This is a genomic window from Flaviramulus aquimarinus, from assembly GCF_039543205.1.
Lineage (GTDB): Bacteria > Bacteroidota > Bacteroidia > Flavobacteriales > Flavobacteriaceae > Flaviramulus_B > Flaviramulus_B aquimarinus.
In genome coordinates this window covers 129,540-151,037 of record NZ_BAABJH010000005.1, presented here as the reverse complement: position 1 = coordinate 151,037, position 21,498 = coordinate 129,540, and the positions used below count along the sequence as shown (strand labels likewise).

Here is a 21,498-nt window from a genome sequence, read left to right as displayed (position 1 = left end):
AAAATACTAACTTATAATTTATTGATCGTATTTATAAATTATTCTTTTAAAGCATCATTTATTTAGAATATAAATAGCTTTGTAAAATAAGAGTTGCACTAATCTCGTCTATAAGTGCCTTGTTTTTTCTTTGATTCTTTTTTAAGCCACTATCAATCATCGTTTGGAACGCCATTTTAGATGTAAAGCGCTCATCCACTCTTTGAATAGGAATTTTTGGGAATACTTTTTCTAATGTCGTAATAAAAGGTAAAATATGCACTTCGCTCTCTGAAGCTGAATTATCCATTTGTTTAGGTTCACCTACTAAAAACAATTCTACGGATTCATTTTTAATATAGTCCTTTAGAAATTGTAATAAGTCTTTAGTATTAACTGTGGTCAATCCAGAAGCTATAATTTGTAACTCATCTGTTACAGCTATTCCTGTTCTTTTAGTGCCATAATCTATTGCTAAAATTCGTGACATAGTATCTTTTTTGCAAAAATAGACATAAAAACAAGAAAGGCTATCTTTTCAGACAGCCTTTATAAATAGAAATAACCTTATTATTAATATTTGAACATTATTGTTTAAGCCTTTATCGCTTTATTTATTTTTGGAAATAATAATTTAATATTACTAACTTTTCTTTTACGGTTTAAGTAAATTCTAATATCACTAGCAGTGCGTGCTATAGATCCTTTTAATGTTTCAGCATCAATTAGTAATGAATCGTTTTCTTTTACTGTATTAATTTCAGTTACAACAACTGTATTTACATCTTCATTAGAAACAGAAACACTATTACTAGTTTTAACTTCTAAAGCTGCCTCAGTACTTTGAGCATTTCCTAAAGAGAAAGAAAGTGTTAAAATTAATAATATGTAAATATTTATTTTCATCTGTTTATCATTGTTTGATGGTTCAAATATATATCCACATCAATACTAATGCACAAAAAATTAGTTATATGCCTTGTATTTTCGATTATAAGAGGAGTGTAATATTTTTATCGATGAATAGTTGAAATACATTTTTAATCGCTCAAATACCCTTTTTTGTGTATTTTGTCCTATACGCTATTAGGTAAAAAGATAAAATGCATATTTCATTCTATGAAAAACCGCTAATAAAATTGAAGATTTATTAGATAAACCCATTTATTATTATGGCTATTTCATACCCTTTTTAAATGATACCCATTATATTTGCTGAAAATTATATATCAATGACTGAATTACAACAAATCATAGAGAGAGCTTGGGATAATAGAGACCTACTAAAAGAAGAAGCTACAACTTCTGCCATAAGAAATGTAATAGATTTATTAGATAAGGGCAAATTAAGAGTTGCAGAGCCTATTACTGGTGGTTGGCAAGTTAATGAATGGGTGAAAAAAGCCGTTGTTTTATACTTTCCTATCCAAAAGATGGAAACTATCGAGTGTGGGCCTTTAGAATTTCATGATAAAATTCCATTAAAGACAGGATATGCTGAAAAAGGCATACGTGTGGTACCACATGCTGTTGCAAGACATGGTGCTTATATTTCTGCGGGTACGATATTAATGCCTAGTTATGTTAATATTGGTGCTCATGTAGATGAAGGCACTATGGTTGACACTTGGGCTACAGTTGGAAGCTGTGCACAAATTGGTAAAAATGTTCATTTATCAGGTGGTGTTGGTATTGGAGGCGTTTTAGAACCTTTACAAGCCGCTCCAGTAATTATCGAGGATAATGCTTTTATTGGTTCGCGTTGTATCGTGGTTGAAGGAGTTCGTGTAGAGACCGAATCTGTTTTAGGAGCTGGTGTTGTATTAACAATGAGCACAAAAATTATTGATGTTACTGGTGATGAACCCGTTCAATATAAAGGTAGAGTTCCTGCACGTTCTGTAGTTATACCAGGTAGTTATGCTAAAGAATTTCCTTCTGGAAGTTATAACGTACCTTGTGCATTAATTATAGGCAAACGTAAAGAAAGCACCAATAAAAAAACATCGCTTAATGATGCTCTTCGTGAGCATGATGTTGCAGTTTAAAAGAGTTTACAGTATTCAGTGGCAGCAAGCAGTTCTTACTCTTACGTAAGAACTCATAAAAAAATCAAAATTATTAATTTTGAAAATTTTAGTAATACAACAGAAAATGATTGGCGATGTGTTAACAAGCAGTATATTGTTTGAAGCACTTCGTCAAAAATTTCCTGACGCTCAGTTAGATTACTTAATTAACACACATACCTACCCTGTTGTAGAAAACAATCCTTTTATAGATGATTTTATATTTTTCACTAAAAAAGAGGAAACCAGTAAAAACGCTTTTTTTAAACTCGCCAAATCTGTAAAACATAAAAACTATGATATCGTAATTGATGTGTACTCAAAGCTATCTAGTAATTTTATAAGCGTTGTGTCGCAAGCAAAAACTAGAATTTCATACCACAAGTACTACACAACGCTATTTTATAATTATAATATAAAAAGACAAAAAAGCACAGATCAAAAAGCTGGTTTAGCTATTGCTAATAGAATGCAATTATTAAGTCCCTTAAATATTGAATCCAAATCTATTAAACCAAAAATCTATTTAACTAAACATGAAATTGCTAACAGCAAGCGTTTTTTAGAAAAATACCATATCGATTTAAAAAAGCCACTGTATATGATAAGTGTACTTGGTAGTGGTGATAACAAAACCTACCCTGCACCTTATATGGCTAAAGCCATTGATATAATAGCCCAACAAACACAAGGACAAATTCTATTTAATTATATACCAAAACAAGAAACACAAGCTAAGGAAATTTTTAATTTATGTGAAGACCATACTAAAACCCACATTTTTTTTAATGTCTTTGGTAAAAGTTTAAGAGATTTTTTAGCAATCACTTACCATTGTGATGCATTAATTGGAAATGAAGGTGGTGCCGTAAATATGGCTAAAGCCTTGGATATAAAAACATTTACAATATTTTCTCCATGGATAGATAAAGCCACTTGGGGTCTTTTTGAAGACAGCAACAACATTAGTGTACATTTAAAAGACTTTAAACCAGAATTGTACACAAAGCCAGAAAAGAAACTCAAAAAAGAAACTTTTGCTTTATACCATAAATTTAATCCTGAGCTATTTTTTGATAAATTAAAGTCTTTTTTACAAAACTAGACGTTTAAAGTTTCTATAGCTTTATTTACAGCCTCCTCAACAAATTGACCTTTCATTACTTTTTCTTGAACCTTTTGGACGTTATGCTTCATAGTTTTATAGTCTGCTTCTGTTAAATTTTCCATGATTTTATTCAAATCTGCTAAATTAGAAACAGCTATTCCAAGATTGTTTTCAACAATAAAGGTGGCTATTGCAGCTTTATCCCATACTATTACTGGAAGTCCGCACACAAGGTATAGTGAGGTTTTATGAGGGTTGTTATATTTTAAGTATGCTCCTAAATCTCCGCTACATGATTTGGTTGAAATGCCATCCCAAACCAATCCAAAATCCGCTTCAATTTTATAAGCTATTTGATCAGACGGAAAAGCGCCTTGGTAATAAATAACAGATTTCTCCTCACTTACTTTTCGTTTATTAGGATCAAAACCAACACCATAAAGTTTTAAATTATACCTATTGTTTTCTAAGATATCAAAATCAAAAATATATGCGTTTTTACCATCACCAAAGCCACCAGCATAAGCAATATTATATTTTTCTTTTTCAACCGTTGCTTTATTTTGAATAGGTTTTTCTTTTGATACATAATCAAAAATACCCAAAACCACTATCGGTATTTTAGTGCCTTGATCTAAAAACCATTGTTTCATAGAGGTATTATGAACAATAATAACATCAGAATTTATAATTTTGGATAATTCTTTATTAATGTCTTTAACCCTCCCTTTTAAAACCCTAACATCATGTACAATGGTAATAATTTTGCATCGTTTTAGCTTTGCAAAAAACATGATAAGCTTTCTAAACTTATTATTAGGATATTGTGTACATATTACAGCCTTAAAAGGCAACCTTAATAAAGCTATAGAAATTCCAAAGAAATTCTTAATCGTACCAATAGCTGAATTAGGTATTGAAGATTGTTTAAAACCTAAATTCTTAAATCCTATATTTCTGAGTGTATGTTCACAATCTGTTTTAGCCTTTCCTGCAGCATTGAACAATGATTTATAGTTTCTAGAAATATAATACATCAGGTTGAAAAGTTTTTAGGAAATTTAATCCTAGTTTTGTTAAAAATATAAAAGTATGCAAAAATATGATTATTTAATTGTTGGTGCAGGATTATTTGGAAGCGTTTTTGCTCATGAAGCAACTAAAGCTGGGAAAAAATGTTTGGTCATTGATAAAAGAGCTCATGCAGGTGGAAATGTATATTGTGAAAACGTGGATGGTATTAATGTTCATAAATATGGCGCTCATATATTTCATACTAATGACAAGACAATCTGGGATTATGTAAACCAGTTTGCTGAATTCAACAATTATGTAAATTCACCTGTTTCAATCTCTAAAGGTAAATTATACAATTTACCTTTTAATATGAATACTTTTTATCAATTATGGGGAACAAAAACACCAGAAGAAGCTAAATCTATTATTGAAAACCAAATAAATGAATATGGCTATAAAAACCCTAAAAATCTTGAAGAACAGGCTTTATCTTTAATTGGGAAAGATGTTTATGAAACCCTTATAAAAGAATATACTGAAAAGCAATGGGGTAAAAAAGCAACTGAGCTTCCTGCTTTTATTATTAAACGATTACCAGTACGTTATACATTTGACAACAATTATTTTAATGATAAATATCAAGGCATTCCAATTGGTGGTTATAATAAAATAATTGAAGGTTTATTAAAAGGTATAGAGGTAAAAACAAATATTGATTTTTTTAAGGATAAAGTAGCCCTAAGTGCACTTTCAGAAAAAATAGTATTCACAGGTAAAATTGATGAATTCTATGATTATAAATATGGAAATCTAGAATACCGATCCCTTAGGTTTGAAAACACAAGATTAGAAAAAGAAAACCATCAAGGAAATGCTGTGGTAAATTATAATGATGATCATGTTCCTTATACACGTATTATAGAACATAAGCATTTTGAATTTGGCAAACAAAAACACACGATTATAACAAAAGAATTCCCGGAGCAATGGACAAAAGAAAAAGAAGCCTACTACCCTATTAATAATGATGATAATCAAAATAAATACCAACAGTATAAAGCACTAACTTCAAAAGAATCTAATACCATTTTTGGAGGCAGACTAGCCGAGTATAAGTATTATGACATGCATCAAATAATTGCTTCTGCTTTACAAAAAGTTAAAAAAGAATTAAATTAATTGGATTGGTTTATACCAAAATCAGTATAAACCAACTTATTTTTTTTTGTGAGTTTTCTTATTGAACTATTAAACTGTAACGCTTCTTCATTTTTATAGGGTCTTTCGTGATACAAGTGTAAACAAATGGCACTATACCGAACTTGTTTAAACGTTATGCCTTTATTCATTAAACGCTTGCCTAACTCTCTATCCTCGCCACCATATTGCATACGTTCATCAAAACCATTAACATCTAAAATATCTTGTTTCCAACCAGAAACGTTCATGCCATCAAATGTAGCTTTGGTTGGTGTAAACGCATTTAAAAACCAAGTTTTAAAGCCTTTAGCTGTTATTTTATTAGTTTTAAATGACTTTTTAACTCCGTTTTCAAGTAACCATTTCAATTTAAAACACTCTTGGTGCTCTATATTTGCTCTTGTTATGGTATTAGAAGTTATACTAGGTAATTTAAAATACCCTCCTGATAAAAAACAATTGTCTTTTTTTAATCTTAAATGCGTTTCGACAAAATCATGTCTAGGGATACAATCTCCATCAGTAAAAATTAAATAACTGGATGAAGCCTTTTTAATCGCTTTATTTAAAATCTTTGTTTTTTGAAACCCATTGTCTTCTTGCCAAATATGCATAATGGTCATTGATGTGGAAGCTATAAAATTATCCACAACCTTTTTAGTTTCAATAGTAGAACCATCATCAGCAATAATGATTTCAAAATTAATTTCTGTTTGAAATTCATAACCCCAAAGTACTTTTTCTAACCATTTAGGTTGGTTATAAGTACTTATAATTACTGACAAATCGAATGTGCTCATTGTAACAAAAATAGTTATTTTTGACAAACCATACATAGAATATGATTAAAGTATCTGGAGTTATTATTACCTATAATGAATCACGAAATATTGAAAATTGCTTGCAGTCTTTAATTTCAGTTGTTGATGAAATTGTGGTTGTCGATTCTTTTTCAACCGACAATACAAAGTCTATTTGTGCTAAATACAATGTAAAGTTTATAGAACAAGAGTTTTTAGGTTACATTGAACAAAAAAACTTTGCGCTTACTCAAGCATCTCATGATTATATTGTTTCTCTAGATGGTGACGAAGCGCTTTCTGAAACTCTTCAAAAATCTATTAACGAATTAAAGGCTAATTGGAATTTTAATGGCTATTACTGCAACAGGTTTAATAATTTTTGTGGCCAGTGGATTAAATATTCTGATTGGTATCCCAATAAAAAATTACGGGTTTTTGACAGGCGTAAATCTGAATGGAAAGGTATAAATCCTCATGACAATGTTGTTTTAAATAATCCAAAAGAAAAAACCAGCCACCTAAAAGGTGATATTTTGCATTGGACCTACCAAACATATTCCGAGTTTAATTTAAAGACAGAACATTTTTCAAGCATTTCAGCTAAAGCATATTATGATTTAGGAAAAACGGCGCCTTTTTGGAAAATAGTAGTCAACCCAACCTGGGCATTCTTTAAAGCCTATTTTATTCGATTAGGCTTTCTTGATGGTTTAAACGGGTTTGTAATTTGTGTACAAACTGCAAACATTACGTTTTTAAAATACACCAAATTGCGCGAATTAATAAAACAGAAAGGTTAACCCTTTTTCCAAAATTTCAATTTCTTTTTTAGTCTGCGTTTACGATGGTATTTCTCTTGAAAGTTTTCGGTTTCTTGCCACATTAAATCAAAAATAGTATCATAATGTTCTCCAGAACATTTTGCATATTCGCTACTCATTACTTCTATCATTGACTTATGAATGGTTAGTCTTGAAAAGTTTTTGATTCGTGTTTCAAAATCCAAAGGTTTAAATTCCATTCGGTTTAAATCCACCAAATAAAATTTATAATGACCATTATTAATTTGAATTAAGGTATTTCCCGGAGAATGGTCTAAAAAATGAACCCCTTTTTCATGCAACTGATAGGTAAACCTTGTAAACGCCCTCAGTATAGCTTCATGGTTAGGGTAACTTAAATCTGTGGTTAATTCTCTATAAGTTAAATCGTCCTGTATTTGCTCACTTATATAATAACTTTTCTTAAATAAAAAAGGTGTGGTAAATTCATAATAAGCAATAGGTTTAGGTGTTCCTATATTTAATTCTACAAGCTTATTAGCATACTCAAAAGAACGCTGCGCCTTACTTTTTCTAAAAAACCGATACGCTATTTGATTAACTATATTTGGAACTTTAAACGACTTAACATTTATTGTTTTATTGTTTAATTCAAATAATTTTAATGAATTTCTATCTTGATTACCAAATGGAATTCCTTTAGAATCGAAATTTAAAATAAAATCATCCAATAAACCTACTTGGTTTTTAAACGCTTGTTGTATGTGTTGCTTTTTATTCAAAATAAAGAATTATGAATTTAAAAAATAGCCATCTATAGTTTTTGAACAATTTTCCCAAGTATATGGCAAAACTGTTTTTCTAATATTGGTTTTCAAGGTATACGCCTTTTCTATTAAAGGAATAACATCCAAATACGTGGCATCTACATCAAATAAAAAACCATTTTCACCATGGTTAATTAAATCTGTACAAAAACCTGTTTTTGAAACTACTGGAACACAATTAGACATCATCGCTTCTAATACCGGCACTGGCCCTCCTTCTAATAAAGAAGGTGAAACAAAAACATCTATTTTACTATACAATTCTGGATAAGTTTCGTAAGGTACATTATTATAATATGTGAAATTTGGTAATCGCACTAAGTCTTCAAAATTCTCATAAAGTTCCCAATTCCTTCCTATTAAATAAAAGGCTCGGTCTGGTAAATTCTTAACGATATCCAAAATTAAATCTGGATTCTTACGCACATGAAAACTAGAACAAAAACCTACAGCGCCATTTGATCTATCATGGTCATAAAAAAACGTTGAAGATGTTCCAATATGTAAAACTTTAAGCAAATTAGGTTTTACCCCCATTTTAATTAAAGAAGATTTAATTTCGGAGTTTAAACATATAATGACATCTGCTTTATTGAGGCACCAAACCACATGCACTTTAGAGTATTTATCAGACCAATTTGGATGTGTAAACATCACTACATTTCTTTTTCGTAAAATACTTGGAGTACTACGAATACAGCGACAAAAATAGTTTTGATAAATATAAAAATACCCATCGGCTTCTGGTAAATTCCGTAATTTATTATGAAAATGAGTTTTAGCATTTAAACCAGAAAACTTTGATAGACGTCTAACTTTTGCTCCAAAAATCCAATCCTTATCTTTTTCTCTTGCAACATATACTAAGCTTTCAACAGCTTTAGACGTTTTAGACGTTTTAGACGTTTTAGACGTTTTAGAAGAATAAAATTTCGAGCAAAATATAGCCCAAAGATATTTCCATTTATGGCATATTATAAAATAAAGGTTTTCTCCTAAGTTGTGCATATTTACTTTTAATTATAAGGCATTAAACACCTAAGATTACGCTTTCATATTTTTAAAGTATAAATAAATAGGGTAATACATATTTTGAATTGCAAATGTATGAAAACACGATTAAGAAAATAGAAGTATAAATACTTTAATGTTATAGACGTAATATAAAAATCTTTTCTATTTTTGTTTGCTAACCCACTGTAACTATGTATCAAATAGCTGTAATTTTAATAAATTATAACTCTTCAGATTTCACAATTAATGCCGTTAAATCTCTTATTGACAACACTTCAAAAGAACTTAATTATCAAATCATTATTGTCGATAACGCTTCAAAATACGATGATTATCTCATACTAAAAAAAGAGCTTCAAGACATAGACCATTTAACACTTTTTAGAAGTAAAATAAATACAGGATTTGGTGGTGGAAACATGCTGGGCGTACAATTTGCAGATGCAAAATACTATGCTTTTGTGAATAATGATACTTTGGTTAAAAACGACTGTTTATCTATACTTTCAGAATTTCTAGAACACAACAACAATATAGCTCTTTGTTCTCCACAAGGGTTTGATGAAGATGATAATGTTTTAAAATCGTTCGATCATTTTTTAACATTAAAGCGTGAATTATTTGGCAGAAAAGTACTTGAAAAACTCAACCCTAAAGAATACCCTAAAAGGAACAGAAAATATCATGATCCGATAAAAGTGAACTGTATACCAGGATCTTTTCTTTTTGCAGAAGCAAATGCTTTTAATGCTGTTGGAGGTTTTGATACGAACATATTTCTGTATTACGAAGAAACTGATTTAGCATATAGAATAAGTAAATTAAAGGATAGACATGCGTGTTATTTAGTACCTAGTGCACAATACATTCACTTTAGAGGAAAAAGTACGTCAAAAAATATTAATATAAAAAAAGAACTAAAACTATCTTTATTATATGTACTTAAAAAGAATTCTTCTTATTTAAGTTATTTAGTTTTAAAAACAATCATGATTATACAATATTTTCTTAAATCTATAATAAAGCCAAAAAAATTTACTTTTATAAACTTATTATTATTTCAAGGAGCTTCACTAAGTAAATCTCTAAAACATTCACAAAAAATATTAGAAAAGTAAATGACTATTTTACATGTTTCGGGTGTTACAAATTGGGGAGGCGGTGAAAATCACTTGGAAAATTTGTATTATGAAATTGATAAATCCAACCCAGAAGTATCTCAACATATTTTTTGTGTAAAAGGTGCAGACTTTCATAAAAGATTAACAAAAGAAAATTACAGTATTATAGCAGCACCGTTAGATCTTAAAATTGATCCTCGATTTATATTTAAGCTCATTAAAACGTGTTATTCTAAAAAAATCGATTTAATTCATATACACGACCCAACAGCCTTAACCCTCTGTGTTATAGCCGATCGTATTTACAGGAAACTTCCGTTATTTATTTATGCTAAGAAAACATCTTTCCCTATAAAAGATAGAAAATCAACACTTTTTAAGTACAATTATAAAAAAATACAAAAATATATCTGTGTGTCTAAAGCTGTTGAATTAGTGGCTTCAAAAAGCATTGCGGATACATCAAAAATTACAACTATTTATAATGGTATTAGGTTTAGTAATAAAAGTCGAAAAACAGATTTTTTTTTAAAAGAAAAGTTTAACATCCCCAATAACAAAGTGGTTATTGGCAATATTGGCAATCATATAAGAGCAAAAAATTTATTTACTTTTATTGATGTGATAAATGAAATTGTAAACATAAAAAAGAACACATCTTTTCATTTTGTGCAAATAGGAAACTTTACCGAAAGAACTCAAATGTATTTAGATAAAATTAAAGAATACAATCTTGAAGAGTATATTACTTTTACAGGCTTTATTGATAGTGCTTCTAATTTTATTCCTCAGTTTGATATCTTTCTACTAACATCGCAATCTGAAGGTTTGCCTCAAGTTATAAACGAAGCTTTTTATTTTAAAGTTCCTGTAGTATCTACAAACCCTGGTGGAATTCCAGAAATTATAAAAAATGAAGAAAATGGTTTTATATCTAACATTAATGATGTAAAAGAATTATCCAAAAATATAATCACTTTAAATTCCAACAAAACACTATACAATCGTTTTACCGAAAAATCATTTAAACAAATAACAACCTTTTTCTCTTCAGAAATTATGGCAAAAAAAACGTTAGAGGTTTATAAATCAATTCTTAAAAAAAACTAACACATGGATTACGAAAATAAACCAGACGGTTATTATAATGATGATAGAGAAGAAATGCTTATTTATCTTCCTAAATCTGCAAAAAAAATATTAGATGTAGGTTGTGGAAACGGTATTTTTGCTACGAACTTAAAAAGAATGAATAATGCTGAAGTATGGGGCATTGAACTTATGAAAGAAGAAGCCGAAATTGCAAGAAAAGAACTTTTTAAAGTATTCGATGGTCCATGCGAAGAAAATATTGAATTATTACCCGATAATTATTTTGATGTCATTTATTTTAATGATGTACTGGAGCATCTTACAGACCCCTATACCGTTTTGAAAAAAATAAAATCAAAACTTAACAAAGGAGGAATTATCATAAGTTCTATACCAAATATTAGATATCATAATGTATTAATACCTCTTATATTTAAAAAGAAATTTGAATATGAAGCCTATGGCGTATTAGACAGAACACATTTACGTTTTTTTACTAAAAAAAGTATTAAAACGATGTACGAAAACTTAGGATATAAAATCATTACTCACGAAGGGATTAATGGTAGTAGATCCCTAAAACCTATTCTCTACAATATCCCTATGTTATTTACTGCTACAGATATAAAATATCCACAATTTGCTACTGTTGTTTCAGTGCTTTAGAAAAACCATGCAAAATCAAATAAAAGAAACAGTACAAACTATAAAAAATGGCGGACTCATCCTCTACCCAACAGATACCGTTTGGGGTATTGGTTGCGATGCTTCAAATCCAGAAGCAGTAAAAAAAGTATATGCATTAAAACAAAGAGTAGACTCCAAAGCATTAATCTGTTTAGTAGCTGATGATAGAATGCTCAAAAGATATATTAAGACTGTTCCCGAAGCTGCTTTAGACATCATTGAAATTAGCGATAAACCCACAACAATAATTTATGACAATGCTCAAAATTTAGCACCTAATTTAATTGCTGAAGACGGAACTATTGCTATTAGAATACCTGATGATGACTTTTGCTATCAATTAACAAGAAAATTTAATGGTGCCATTGTATCTACATCTGCAAATATAAGCGGACAACCAACCGCTAAATCATTTAAAGAAATAGACCCAGTCATTTTAAAAGGTGTGGACTATGTTGTAAATTTGCAACGCGAAAAAATCTGTGATAAACCATCATCAATTATTAAGTTAAGCAATTCTGGTATCGTTAAGATTATCCGTAAATAAAAACACAAATTCCAAGTACTAAATTCCAAAAATAGGTCTTGGAATTTAGAATTTGATTTTTGGAATTTAGTCTATGAATTACAAAGAAGCATTACAACATTCTATTTTTAAAATCATTTCTAAATCTGCATCAGAATTAGGGTTAGAAAGCTATGTTATTGGTGGTTTTGTTCGGGATTTTATTTTAAAGCGTGGTCATGCAAAAGACATCGATATTGTAGCCGTTGGAGATGGTATAAAATTAGCAAAACAGGTTGCCAAAAACCTTCCTAGTAAACCCAAAGTCCAAGTTTTTAAAACCTACGGAACAGCCATGTTAAGACATGATGATATCGAAATTGAATTTGTTGGCGCTCGCAAAGAATCTTATACTGAAAACAGCAGAAATCCAGCAGTGGAAAACGGCACACTTCAAGATGACCAAAACCGCAGAGATTTTACCATAAATGCCTTAGCCTTAAATTTAAACGAAGAACATTTCGGCAATTTACTAGACCCTTTTGGCGGCATTACAGATTTAGAAAAACAAATAATACGTACACCTCTAAATCCAGATATTACATACAGTGATGACCCACTCCGAATGATGCGAGCCATAAGATTTGCAACACAGTTAAATTTTACAATCGAAGAAACATCATTACAATCCATTAATAATAATAGCCGTAGAATTAAAATTATAACCAAAGAACGCATTGTAACAGAGCTCAATAAAATTCTTGGAAGTAAAAAACCATCCATTGGTTTTTTACTATTAGAAAAAACAGGACTATTAGACTATATTTTACCCGAACTAACCGCTTTAAAAGGTATTGATGAAATTGAAGGGCAACGCCATAAAGACAATTTTTATCATACACTTGAAGTCGTTGACAATATTTCTAAAAACACAGAAAACCTTTGGCTCCGTTGGGCAGCTTTATTACACGATATTGGTAAAGCACCAACAAAAAAGTTTAGCAAAAAAGTCGGCTGGACCTTTCATGCTCACGAGTTTGAAGGCTCTAAAATGGTGTATCATTTATTTAAAAGACTAAAAATGCCATTAAATGATAAAATGAAATTTGTTCAAAAAATGGTATTTATGAGCTCTCGTCCTATTGCGTTGGCTCAAGAAGTTACAGATTCCGCAGTTCGCCGTTTAGTTTTTGATGCAGGCGATTATGTTGATGATTTAATGACACTTTGCGAAGCAGATATCACTACAAAAAACCCTAAAAAGTTTAGCAAATATCATAACAACTTTAAAATAGTTCGTAATAAAATTATTGAGGTTGAAGAACGGGATCATGTTAGAAACTTTCAGCCTCCAATTACTGGTAGCGACATCATAGCAGCATTTGATTTAAAACCATCACGCGAAATAGGTGTCATCAAAGAAGCCATAAAAGAAGCTATTTTAGAAGGCCATATTCCTAACGAATATGAAGCAGCCTATAAATTAATGTTAGAAAAAGGCAAACAAATTGGTTTAAAAGTAAAAGATGATAAAACTAATTAGGACCAACTCAGATAATGTAGACTTTATTAACTTAGTTAATCAGCTAGATACTTACCTAAAAATAGTTGACGGCAAAGACCATGCATTTTATAATCAATACAATAATATTGATGTTTTAAAAAACACAGTCGTTGCATACATAAACGAGATCCCTATTGGTTGTGGTGCTTTTAAACCTTATAACACTAATACTGTTGAGATTAAACGGATGTTTACACTACCAGAATCAAGAGAAAAAGGCATAGCTAGTTTAATACTAAAAGAATTAGAAAATTGGGCAAATGAATTAGGATATAAATATTGTGTTTTAGAAACAGGAAAAAGACAAGTTGAAGCTGTTTGCTTTTATGACAAGATGCATTACACCATTATTTCTAATTTTGGCCCATATAAAAATGTATCAAACAGTCTATGCTTTCAAAAAAAACTTATTTAAGGTTATGAAAAAAGACAATAACAAAGTTATTTATTGGCTATTAACAGGATGCATACTTATTTTTATAATGGTCGTAGTCGGTGGCATTACTAGACTTACCCATTCCGGTTTATCTATATCAAATTATAAATTAATATCTGGCACTATTCCTCCTTTGAATGATATAGAATGGGAAACCGCTTTCGATTTATACAAACAATACCCTGAATACCAAAAACTAAACAACCAATTTACACTTCAAGATTTTAAAGATATCTATTTCTGGGAATGGCTCCATCGTGTTATTGGCAGATTTATAGGGTTGGTGTTCTTATTACCCTTTATATATTTTTTAGTTACCAAACAACTCACAAAATCAACTACAAAAAAAGCTGTAATTCTTTTAAGCTTAGGTGCCTTTCAAGGTTTTCTAGGCTGGTATATGGTGAAAAGCGGCTTGGTAGATAATCCAGATGTTAGTCATTATAGATTAGCAGCCCATCTAACAACAGCTTTTATAACATTTGCTTACACATTTTGGGTCGCATTAGATTTAGTATTTCCAAATAAAAAAGAAGTCAATAAAAGCTTTAGAAATTTAATACGTTTCGGACTCGCTCTATTAATTCTTCAAATTATTTACGGGGCATTTGTAGCTGGTTTGGACGCCGGTTTTATCCATAACCATTGGCCAATGATGAGTGAAGGCAAGTTTATGCACGACACTGTATATATTGAACAAAATCCTATATTTAAAAATTTTATTGAAGGCAAAAGTGGTGTACAATTTATTCATAGAATATTGGCATATCTTGTTGTAGCTTTAATTTTATTAATTTATGCAAAAGCTAAAAAGCTAAGCTTAACCACTTACCAGTTCAAAGGCATCAACTTTCTATTAGTTATGGTTGGTATTCAGTTTTTATTGGGTGTGTTTACAATTCTACTACAAGTTCCTGTTTGGCTTGGCGTAGCTCACCAAATAGGTGCATTTTTCTTATTAAGTGGCATGACATTTACATTGCATCGTTTTTCTAAATAATTTAAAAAAAGTTTACCTTTGTAATATAATTTATTACTAATGATTTATAGATTTAGAGTTATACTTGATAATGATACAGAAGATGATATTTTTCGTGATTTAGAAATCCGAGAAGCAGATACTCTTGAAGATTTACATAATATTATTACGCAATCTTTTGGGTTTGATGGTACAGAAATGGCTTCGTTTTATTTAAGTGATGACCAATGGGATCAAGGTGAAGAAATTTCACTGTTTGATTTAAGTGAAGGGGAACCATCACGTTTAATGAATGAAACTGTTATTAACGATGTTGTTCACGAACTTCAAACAAAACTCATATATGTTTATGACTTTTTAAGCATGTGGACATTTTATGTGGAATTAGCAGAAATTGTTGATGAAGCTGAAGGTCACGATTACCCAAACCTTATGTTTGTTCAAGGTCAAGTACCCGATACAGCACCAGAAAAACTATTCGAAGCTGATCACGAAGACAGTTTTGATGAATTTGATGATGGTATTGATGTCGATGACTATAACAACTTAGATTTTGACGAAAACTGGAATTAATTTATTTTTTTAAGTTTAAAGGGTTTACATCTTCATAATTTCTAGTTAAAAACCCTAAAGCATCCCTAAGAATTTCGCCCATGTTTTTACATTTTTTAAATTTTATATCCTGAGAATAATCAAATATTTTCAACTTCAGTAAATCTATATTTTCTTTTTTAGAAATAGAATCTTCCAACATACATTCTAATAACTGGTCTATTCTACCATGAAAACTTTTTAAACGTTTTACTAAAATGGAGCGTTCTTCGATTTTATATTGATCTATTGATAACTTTTGAAAACACTCAGAAACCAACTCAACCATCTTTAAATTTTCTTTGAAAAATTGGGGCCTATAAATATTAAACTTTCCTTCATAAGATTGCTGATCAAAATCAATGGCTCTAATTTTATAAACAACATGGTCAAAATCGTGAGTCGGCACAATAACGTAATTATAGGATCGCATATCGCCCAAAAGTCTAATCATACAACGTTCATTAAACTTTACAAACTCTTTGGCTATTTGCGATTTTTCAGATTTATTACATTTTGGTAACATATTTTTTATAAACTCATCACCAGGAATACCTGCAATATGTTCTTCTATTAAAGTATCCTTATAGACTAAAAAATTCAAATTATAAGGCGATAACATATGCTCTAATTCCAAACCATAAACACGAGAAGCATCAGCTGTTTTTATATAAAAATAAGTGTAATTATCATTTAAGATATTTCTAATTTTAATCCTAAAAGGTTTTGAATTTCCAAACGTGCAAAAATCAATGGCGTCTACATTAAGAAACGGGATTGTACTTTCATTTCCATCAGAATGTAAAATAGTGTACATTTTTTTTAACGATAAATCAATTTCCTCACGTTCATAATCATTGTAATAAACACGTATCCAAAGTGTATCGTTATCATCTTTATCATAAACAACTATCGAACCCTGAAAGCGCAACAAATCATCATAAAAAATAGGTATTTTTATATTCCTATTATATTGTGAAAGATAATCATGCAACTTAGGTGTTATAGGAAACGATGGTTTTTTTTTAGATATCTTTAAATCTTGCATAGGTTTTGAAACTTATCCAAATTTAATGTTTTTATTCATAACTATGTAACAAAAATCAATGCGTATCGTCATACTTAAATAACTAATCTACGCTAATTTATATCGTTAGCGTTAAAAACTAATATAGTTTGGAAGCCATACTTACAATAAATAACCTCACTAAAAAATTCGGATACTTAACCGCTGTAAAAAACCTGTCGTTTACTATAAACAAAGGGAATGTTTATGGCATTTTGGGACCAAACGGTAGTGGAAAATCCACAACATTAGGTATTGTTTTAAATGTTGTAAATAAAACAGAAGGTAATTTCCATTGGTTTGACGGCAACACAACAACACATGATGCATTAAAAAAAGTAGGCGCCATAATAGAGCGTCCTAATTTTTATCCTTACATGACAGCCACACAAAATCTAAAGCTTGTTTGTAAAATCAAAGGTATAGATTATAGTAAAATAGATAAAAAACTAGAGATTGTTGGTTTACATGAACGAAAGGATAGTAAATTCAGAACCTATTCATTAGGTATGAAACAGCGTTTAGCCATTGCTTCTGCCCTATTGAATGACCCTGAAATTTTAATTCTCGATGAACCTACTAACGGTTTAGACCCACAAGGTATCCATCAAATTAGAGAAATCATTAAACAAATTGCCACCAAAGGCACTACTATTTTGTTAGCATCGCATTTGCTAGATGAAGTTGAAAAAGTTTGTACACATGTTGTTGTACTTCGCAAAGGTGCTAAATTATATTCAGGCAGAGTCGATGAAATGATTTCCAGTCATGGTTTTTTCGAATTAAAATCCAATGACAACCCCCAATTAATACAATTACTGGAAAATCATGAATCCTTTGGAAAAATTAAGGTTCAAGATGATTTAGTGACCGCCTTTTTAAAAGTACCTATGCAATCTGAAGATTTCAATAAATTCTTATTCGAAAAAGGTATTATACTAACACATCTAGTGCAACGTAAGGAAAGTTTAGAAGAACAATTTTTACAATTAACCGATAACAACCAAAACTAAACACATGTTACGACTTTTAAATTTAGAATTGCAAAAATTATTGTTAAACAGAACTAGTAAAATACTCATTTTTATATCGTTTATTTTGCCTTTTTTCGTAATCCTTCTATCTTCTTTAAAAATTAATGTTTTTGGTTTTTTTACTTTAGAATTAGGCGAGCTAGGGATTTTTAACTTTCCTATAATTTGGCATTTAACGACCTTTTTTGCATCACAATTCAAATTCTTTTTTGCCATTGTTGTGGTCAGTATGATTGGTAATGAATACAGCAACAAAACCATTAAGCAAAACCTTATTGATGGTTTGAGTAAAAAGGAATTTATTTTATCTAAATTTTATACTATTGTATTTTTCTCACTTCTATCAACTATACTTATTAGCTTAATCTCATTTTGTGTAGGTTTATATTATTCCAGTTATACCGAAGCATCAATAATTTTTAGAGAAACCGAGTTTTTAATGGCATACTTCATTAAATTAATAGCATTTTTTAGTTTATGCTTATTTTTTGGAATGTTGGTAAAACGTTCAGCGTTTGCTTTAGCATTTCTATTTATTCTTTACATATTAGAATGGATTATTTTTGGTTTATTAACATGGAAGTTAGATAGTGGCTTAGCTGAAAAAATTCAAAATTTTTTTCCGCTAAAATCTATGTATAAGTTAATAGACCAACCTTTTCAGCGTATTGCCATGACCAAATTCCCTGATAAAACAGATTTGGCATACGACTATGCCGTACATTGGTACGAATTTGCTATAGTAATTTTTTGGACTGCTCTATTTGTCTTTTTATCGCTTAGATTATTAAAAAAGCGAGATTTGTAATATATTTGTTAGCTATTGCTAATAAAAAATGAAAAAGACTAAAATATTCATAATATGCTATATTATTGGATGCCATGCATTTGCTCAAAACGAAGCTTCTAATTGGTACTTTGGTGAAAATGCTGGAATAAAATTTAATGTTTTTACAGGAGGGGTTTCACCACTTTCAGATGGTCAAATAAAAACCCGTGAAGGTTGTGCCTCTATTTCTAATTCAAGTGGCGAATTATTATTTTATACAGACGGCACAACGGTTTACAACGCATCTCATAACGTTATGCCCAATGGAAATGATTTGTTAGGTGACGAGTCTAGCACACAATCCGCTATAGTTGTTCCTAAACCAAATGACCCCAATATTTATTATATTTTTACCGTTGGCTCAAATCAAACCAATGAAGGACTTAATTATTCTATTGTTGATGTTTCAGCTAACTCAGGAAATGGTGAAGTAAAAAATAAAAACACAAATTTAATTCTAAACTGTGCCGAAAAAATATCTGCAGTGGTTAAAGATTGTGAAACAAAATCCATTTGGGTCATAACACTATCAACAGAAAGTGGTTTTGTGAGTACTACAACACCTTTAAATACATTTTATGCGTATAGTGTTAGTAATGCAGGTGTTAATACCATTCCTGTAAAAAGCACATTACCTATAAGTATTTTTGATCGTCGAGGCTATTTAAAACTCTCACCCAGTGGCTCAAAATTAGCATGTGCCAATGTAGTTTCTGGGCTACATTTATTTGATTTTGATTCTGATACTGGCATTGTTAGAAACCCTAAACAATTAAGTATTAATAATGTAAATGATAAACCTTATGGTGTTGAATTTTCACCTAATAGTGAATTGTTATACGTAACATCTACAAATGACTTTTTTGATAGAATAGTCGGCGCAAACAATGATATCCCTGAAAACCATAATTCTATACTATTACAATTTAATTTAAATGCAACAGATATAGAAAGCAGTCAAATTATTTTAGATAATAGAAATCTTTATCGGAGCGCATTACAACTAGGCCCTAATGGAAAAATATATAGATCATTAAGTGTAACCTATAATCTTGGTTTTAATGGACTAGGCGCTATTAACAATCCAAACGCTTTAGGCGTTGCCGCATCATATCAACATGATGCCATTAGTTTAGGAGCTAACAACTCTACTCAAGGGCTTCCACCTTTTATAACATCTTTTTTTAATGACCAAATAGATATCATAAAAAATGGAAATGAAACAGCTTACCTACCATTATGCGAAGACGATACGTATACCTTAACTGCTGAGGACATTCCTGGGTCAAAATATATATGGACCCGAGACGGTATCTTACTACCAGAATCAGACTTTGACTTAGTTGTTTCAAAAAATGGCGAATATTCAGAAAGCGGAACCTATAAAGTTGTCATAGAACCTTTAGATACTGTTATTACAAATTCATGCGGATTTCCCCAAGGGCAGGCAACTATAGAGTTTTTTGATTATCCAGAGGCAACAGACACCTCATTATTTCAATGCGATTTAGATTTAAGCACAGTTGGTATAACAACTTTTGATTTAACTGAAGCCTATGAAATGATAACCAGTCCCTCTGATGATACTACAGTAACATTTCATTATACAATAAGTGATGCTACAAATGGTATTAATGCCATTTCTAACCCAAAAGTATATGAGAACACACAACCAAATGAACTATTACACACTCGTGTAACCCATGATTTAAGTGGATGCTTTGAAATAGCAACCCTTAATTTAGGTGTTAGTAACACTCAAGTGCCTCTATTTACAGCAAACCCCATTTGCGATGAAATCGATTCGCCAGATGGTATTGACTTAATTCAGCTTACCCCTTATGTAACTCAGATAGCGGATAACTTATCTATTCTTATAACAGATATTAGAGTAAAATTTTATGTAAGTCTTGATGATGCACTTTTAGAAGAAAATGAAATTTTTGAATACCAAAATACAACACCATATTCTCAAACTTTATTTTATAGAGTAGAAACCATAAGCAATAATGAATGCTATGGAATAAATGAAATTGAATTAACCATAGATAAATTACCAGATATTATAGAAAATGAAACGTTTTATTACTGTACAAATACGTTTCCGCAAACTATAACTATAGATGCAGCGGTTTTAAATGATTCCCCAAACAATTACACTTACAATTGGTCTAATGGTGAAAGCGGTTATGAAATTCAAATAAACGAACCCAATACGTATACCGTAATAGTTACAAATGCAAATGGTTGTTCTAAAACAAGAACGGTAGTCGTAGAGCCTTCAAATACAGCTACTTTTAGTAAGCCCCCTTATGCTATAAAAGATTTTTCTACAAACAATTCAATTACTGTTTTTATTAATGAAGATAGTAAAGATAGCTTCCAATTTGCTTTATTGGATGAGAATGATGTCATATACAGAGATTTTCAAGATAGTAATGTATTTGAAAATCTTTCACCCGGAATATATACCATAAATGTAAAAGAGATCAAAAATGACTGTGGTATTGTTTCTCTACCAGTCTCAGTTATTGGATTTCCAAAATTCTTCACCCCTAATAATGATGGTGTACACGATACTTGGCAGATAATAGGCGTATCAGCTATGTTTCAACCTAATACTAAAATTAAAATTTTTAATCGTTTTGGAAAATTAATTAAGGAACTGGACCCATTAGGCGAAGGATGGAATGGTTTAACAAATGGTAATAAGTTGCCTACAGATGATTATTGGTTTTCTATTAGGCTGCAAGACGGAAGGGTAATTAATAACCATTTCACTTTAAAATATTAAA

General features: G+C 30.3%; 22 protein-coding genes. 15 read left to right on the top strand and 7 right to left on the bottom strand.

Going from position 1 to position 21,498, the window contains the following annotated elements:
* Window positions 1-58: 58 nt before the first annotated feature.
* Both ruvX and ABD941_RS11370 read right to left on the bottom strand, forming a co-directional pair.
* Entirely contained in the window at window positions 59-469 is a 411-nt protein-coding gene (ruvX, locus tag ABD941_RS11375) for a Holliday junction resolvase RuvX (RefSeq protein ID WP_345274261.1), read from the bottom strand.
* Window positions 470-573: 104 nt separating this feature from the next.
* On the bottom strand, window positions 574-885 hold the full coding sequence (locus tag ABD941_RS11370) for a hypothetical protein (RefSeq protein WP_345274260.1): 312 nt from the start codon (window positions 883-885) through the stop codon (window positions 574-576).
* A gap of 326 nt (window positions 886-1,211) precedes the next feature.
* On the opposite strand from ABD941_RS11370, the gene ABD941_RS11365 reads away from it, so the two are divergent.
* Both ABD941_RS11365 and ABD941_RS11360 read left to right on the top strand, forming a co-directional pair.
* Window positions 1,212-2,027, top strand: coding sequence for a 2,3,4,5-tetrahydropyridine-2,6-dicarboxylate N-succinyltransferase (locus tag ABD941_RS11365; protein WP_345274287.1), 816 nt, complete (start codon window positions 1,212-1,214; stop codon window positions 2,025-2,027).
* 79 nt (window positions 2,028-2,106) lie between these two features.
* Window positions 2,107-3,153, top strand: coding sequence for a glycosyltransferase family 9 protein (locus ABD941_RS11360; protein ID WP_345274259.1), 1,047 nt, complete (start codon window positions 2,107-2,109; stop codon window positions 3,151-3,153).
* On the opposite strand, the gene ABD941_RS11355 is transcribed toward ABD941_RS11360, so the two are convergent.
* Window positions 3,150-4,193 (bottom strand): glycosyltransferase, encoded by a 1,044-nt coding sequence (locus ABD941_RS11355; RefSeq protein ID WP_345274258.1) that lies wholly within the window; start codon window positions 4,191-4,193, stop codon window positions 3,150-3,152. The two genes, ABD941_RS11360 and ABD941_RS11355, sit on opposite strands and share 4 nt — an antisense overlap.
* A gap of 55 nt (window positions 4,194-4,248) precedes the next feature.
* Here ABD941_RS11355 and glf point away from each other — a divergent pair, with 55 nt between their 5' ends.
* Window positions 4,249-5,352, top strand: coding sequence for a UDP-galactopyranose mutase (gene glf, locus ABD941_RS11350; protein WP_345274257.1), 1,104 nt, complete (start codon window positions 4,249-4,251; stop codon window positions 5,350-5,352).
* Here glf and ABD941_RS11345 read toward each other — a convergent pair.
* The gene (locus ABD941_RS11345; protein WP_345274256.1) at window positions 5,349-6,173 is read right to left on the bottom strand and encodes a glycosyltransferase family 2 protein; all 825 of its coding nucleotides are present in this window, start codon (window positions 6,171-6,173) and stop codon (window positions 5,349-5,351) included. The two genes, glf and ABD941_RS11345, sit on opposite strands and share 4 nt — an antisense overlap.
* 41 nt (window positions 6,174-6,214) lie before the next feature.
* On the opposite strand from ABD941_RS11345, the gene ABD941_RS11340 reads away from it, so the two are divergent.
* Window positions 6,215-6,976 (top strand): glycosyltransferase family 2 protein, encoded by a 762-nt coding sequence (locus tag ABD941_RS11340; RefSeq protein ID WP_345274255.1) that lies wholly within the window; start codon window positions 6,215-6,217, stop codon window positions 6,974-6,976.
* Here the strand turns inward: ABD941_RS11340 and ABD941_RS11335 are convergent.
* Window positions 6,973-7,740 carry a lipopolysaccharide kinase InaA family protein gene (locus ABD941_RS11335; protein WP_345274254.1) on the bottom strand — a complete coding sequence of 256 codons (768 nt, stop codon included), beginning with the start codon at window positions 7,738-7,740 and terminating at the stop codon, window positions 6,973-6,975. The genes ABD941_RS11340 and ABD941_RS11335 overlap by 4 nt on opposite strands.
* 9 nt (window positions 7,741-7,749) lie before the next feature.
* Window positions 7,750-8,793, bottom strand: coding sequence for a glycosyltransferase family 4 protein (locus tag ABD941_RS11330; RefSeq protein ID WP_345274253.1), 1,044 nt, complete (start codon window positions 8,791-8,793; stop codon window positions 7,750-7,752).
* A gap of 197 nt (window positions 8,794-8,990) precedes the next feature.
* Between ABD941_RS11330 and ABD941_RS11325 the strand changes: the two genes are divergently transcribed.
* From ABD941_RS11325 to ABD941_RS11290, 8 genes are all read left to right on the top strand, one after another.
* Window positions 8,991-9,917, top strand: coding sequence for a glycosyltransferase family 2 protein (locus ABD941_RS11325; protein WP_345274252.1), 927 nt, complete (start codon window positions 8,991-8,993; stop codon window positions 9,915-9,917).
* A complete protein-coding gene (locus tag ABD941_RS11320; protein WP_345274251.1) occupies window positions 9,918-11,030 on the top strand; it encodes a glycosyltransferase family 4 protein in 1,113 nt (370 codons plus the stop codon).
* Between the two features lie 3 nt (window positions 11,031-11,033).
* On the top strand, window positions 11,034-11,678 hold the full coding sequence (locus tag ABD941_RS11315; RefSeq protein WP_345274250.1) for a class I SAM-dependent methyltransferase: 645 nt from the start codon (window positions 11,034-11,036) through the stop codon (window positions 11,676-11,678).
* Between the two features lie 7 nt (window positions 11,679-11,685).
* Window positions 11,686-12,246: an L-threonylcarbamoyladenylate synthase gene (locus tag ABD941_RS11310; RefSeq protein WP_345274249.1), complete on the top strand. Its 561-nt coding sequence runs from the start codon at window positions 11,686-11,688 to the stop codon at window positions 12,244-12,246.
* Between the two features lie 73 nt (window positions 12,247-12,319).
* Window positions 12,320-13,747 carry a CCA tRNA nucleotidyltransferase gene (locus tag ABD941_RS11305; protein WP_345274248.1) on the top strand — a complete coding sequence of 476 codons (1,428 nt, stop codon included), beginning with the start codon at window positions 12,320-12,322 and terminating at the stop codon, window positions 13,745-13,747.
* Window positions 13,731-14,183 (top strand): GNAT family N-acetyltransferase, encoded by a 453-nt coding sequence (locus tag ABD941_RS11300; RefSeq protein ID WP_345274247.1) that lies wholly within the window; start codon window positions 13,731-13,733, stop codon window positions 14,181-14,183. The genes ABD941_RS11305 and ABD941_RS11300 overlap by 17 nt, the downstream gene beginning before the upstream one ends.
* Before the next feature lie 4 nt (window positions 14,184-14,187).
* Window positions 14,188-15,204, top strand: a complete 1,017-nt coding sequence (locus tag ABD941_RS11295) for a COX15/CtaA family protein (protein WP_345274246.1) — start codon at window positions 14,188-14,190, stop codon at window positions 15,202-15,204.
* 39 nt (window positions 15,205-15,243) lie between these two features.
* Window positions 15,244-15,756 carry an IS1096 element passenger TnpR family protein gene (locus tag ABD941_RS11290; RefSeq protein ID WP_345274245.1) on the top strand — a complete coding sequence of 171 codons (513 nt, stop codon included), beginning with the start codon at window positions 15,244-15,246 and terminating at the stop codon, window positions 15,754-15,756.
* Between the two features lies 1 nt (window position 15,757).
* Here the strand turns inward: ABD941_RS11290 and ABD941_RS11285 are convergent, their stop codons facing one another.
* On the bottom strand, window positions 15,758-16,822 hold the full coding sequence (locus tag ABD941_RS11285) for a hypothetical protein (protein WP_345274244.1): 1,065 nt from the start codon (window positions 16,820-16,822) through the stop codon (window positions 15,758-15,760).
* A gap of 128 nt (window positions 16,823-16,950) precedes the next feature.
* Here ABD941_RS11285 and ABD941_RS11280 point away from each other — a divergent pair, with 128 nt between their 5' ends.
* From ABD941_RS11280 to ABD941_RS11270, 3 genes are read left to right on the top strand one after another with little or no spacing between them, the layout of a single operon-like run.
* Window positions 16,951-17,853 (top strand): ABC transporter ATP-binding protein, encoded by a 903-nt coding sequence (locus tag ABD941_RS11280; protein WP_345274243.1) that lies wholly within the window; start codon window positions 16,951-16,953, stop codon window positions 17,851-17,853.
* Between the two features lie 4 nt (window positions 17,854-17,857).
* Window positions 17,858-18,682 (top strand): ABC transporter permease, encoded by an 825-nt coding sequence (locus ABD941_RS11275; RefSeq protein ID WP_345274242.1) that lies wholly within the window; start codon window positions 17,858-17,860, stop codon window positions 18,680-18,682.
* Window positions 18,683-18,710: 28 nt separating this feature from the next.
* Window positions 18,711-21,497, top strand: a complete 2,787-nt coding sequence (locus ABD941_RS11270) for a T9SS type B sorting domain-containing protein (protein WP_345274241.1) — start codon at window positions 18,711-18,713, stop codon at window positions 21,495-21,497.
* Window position 21,498: the final 1 nt, after the last annotated feature.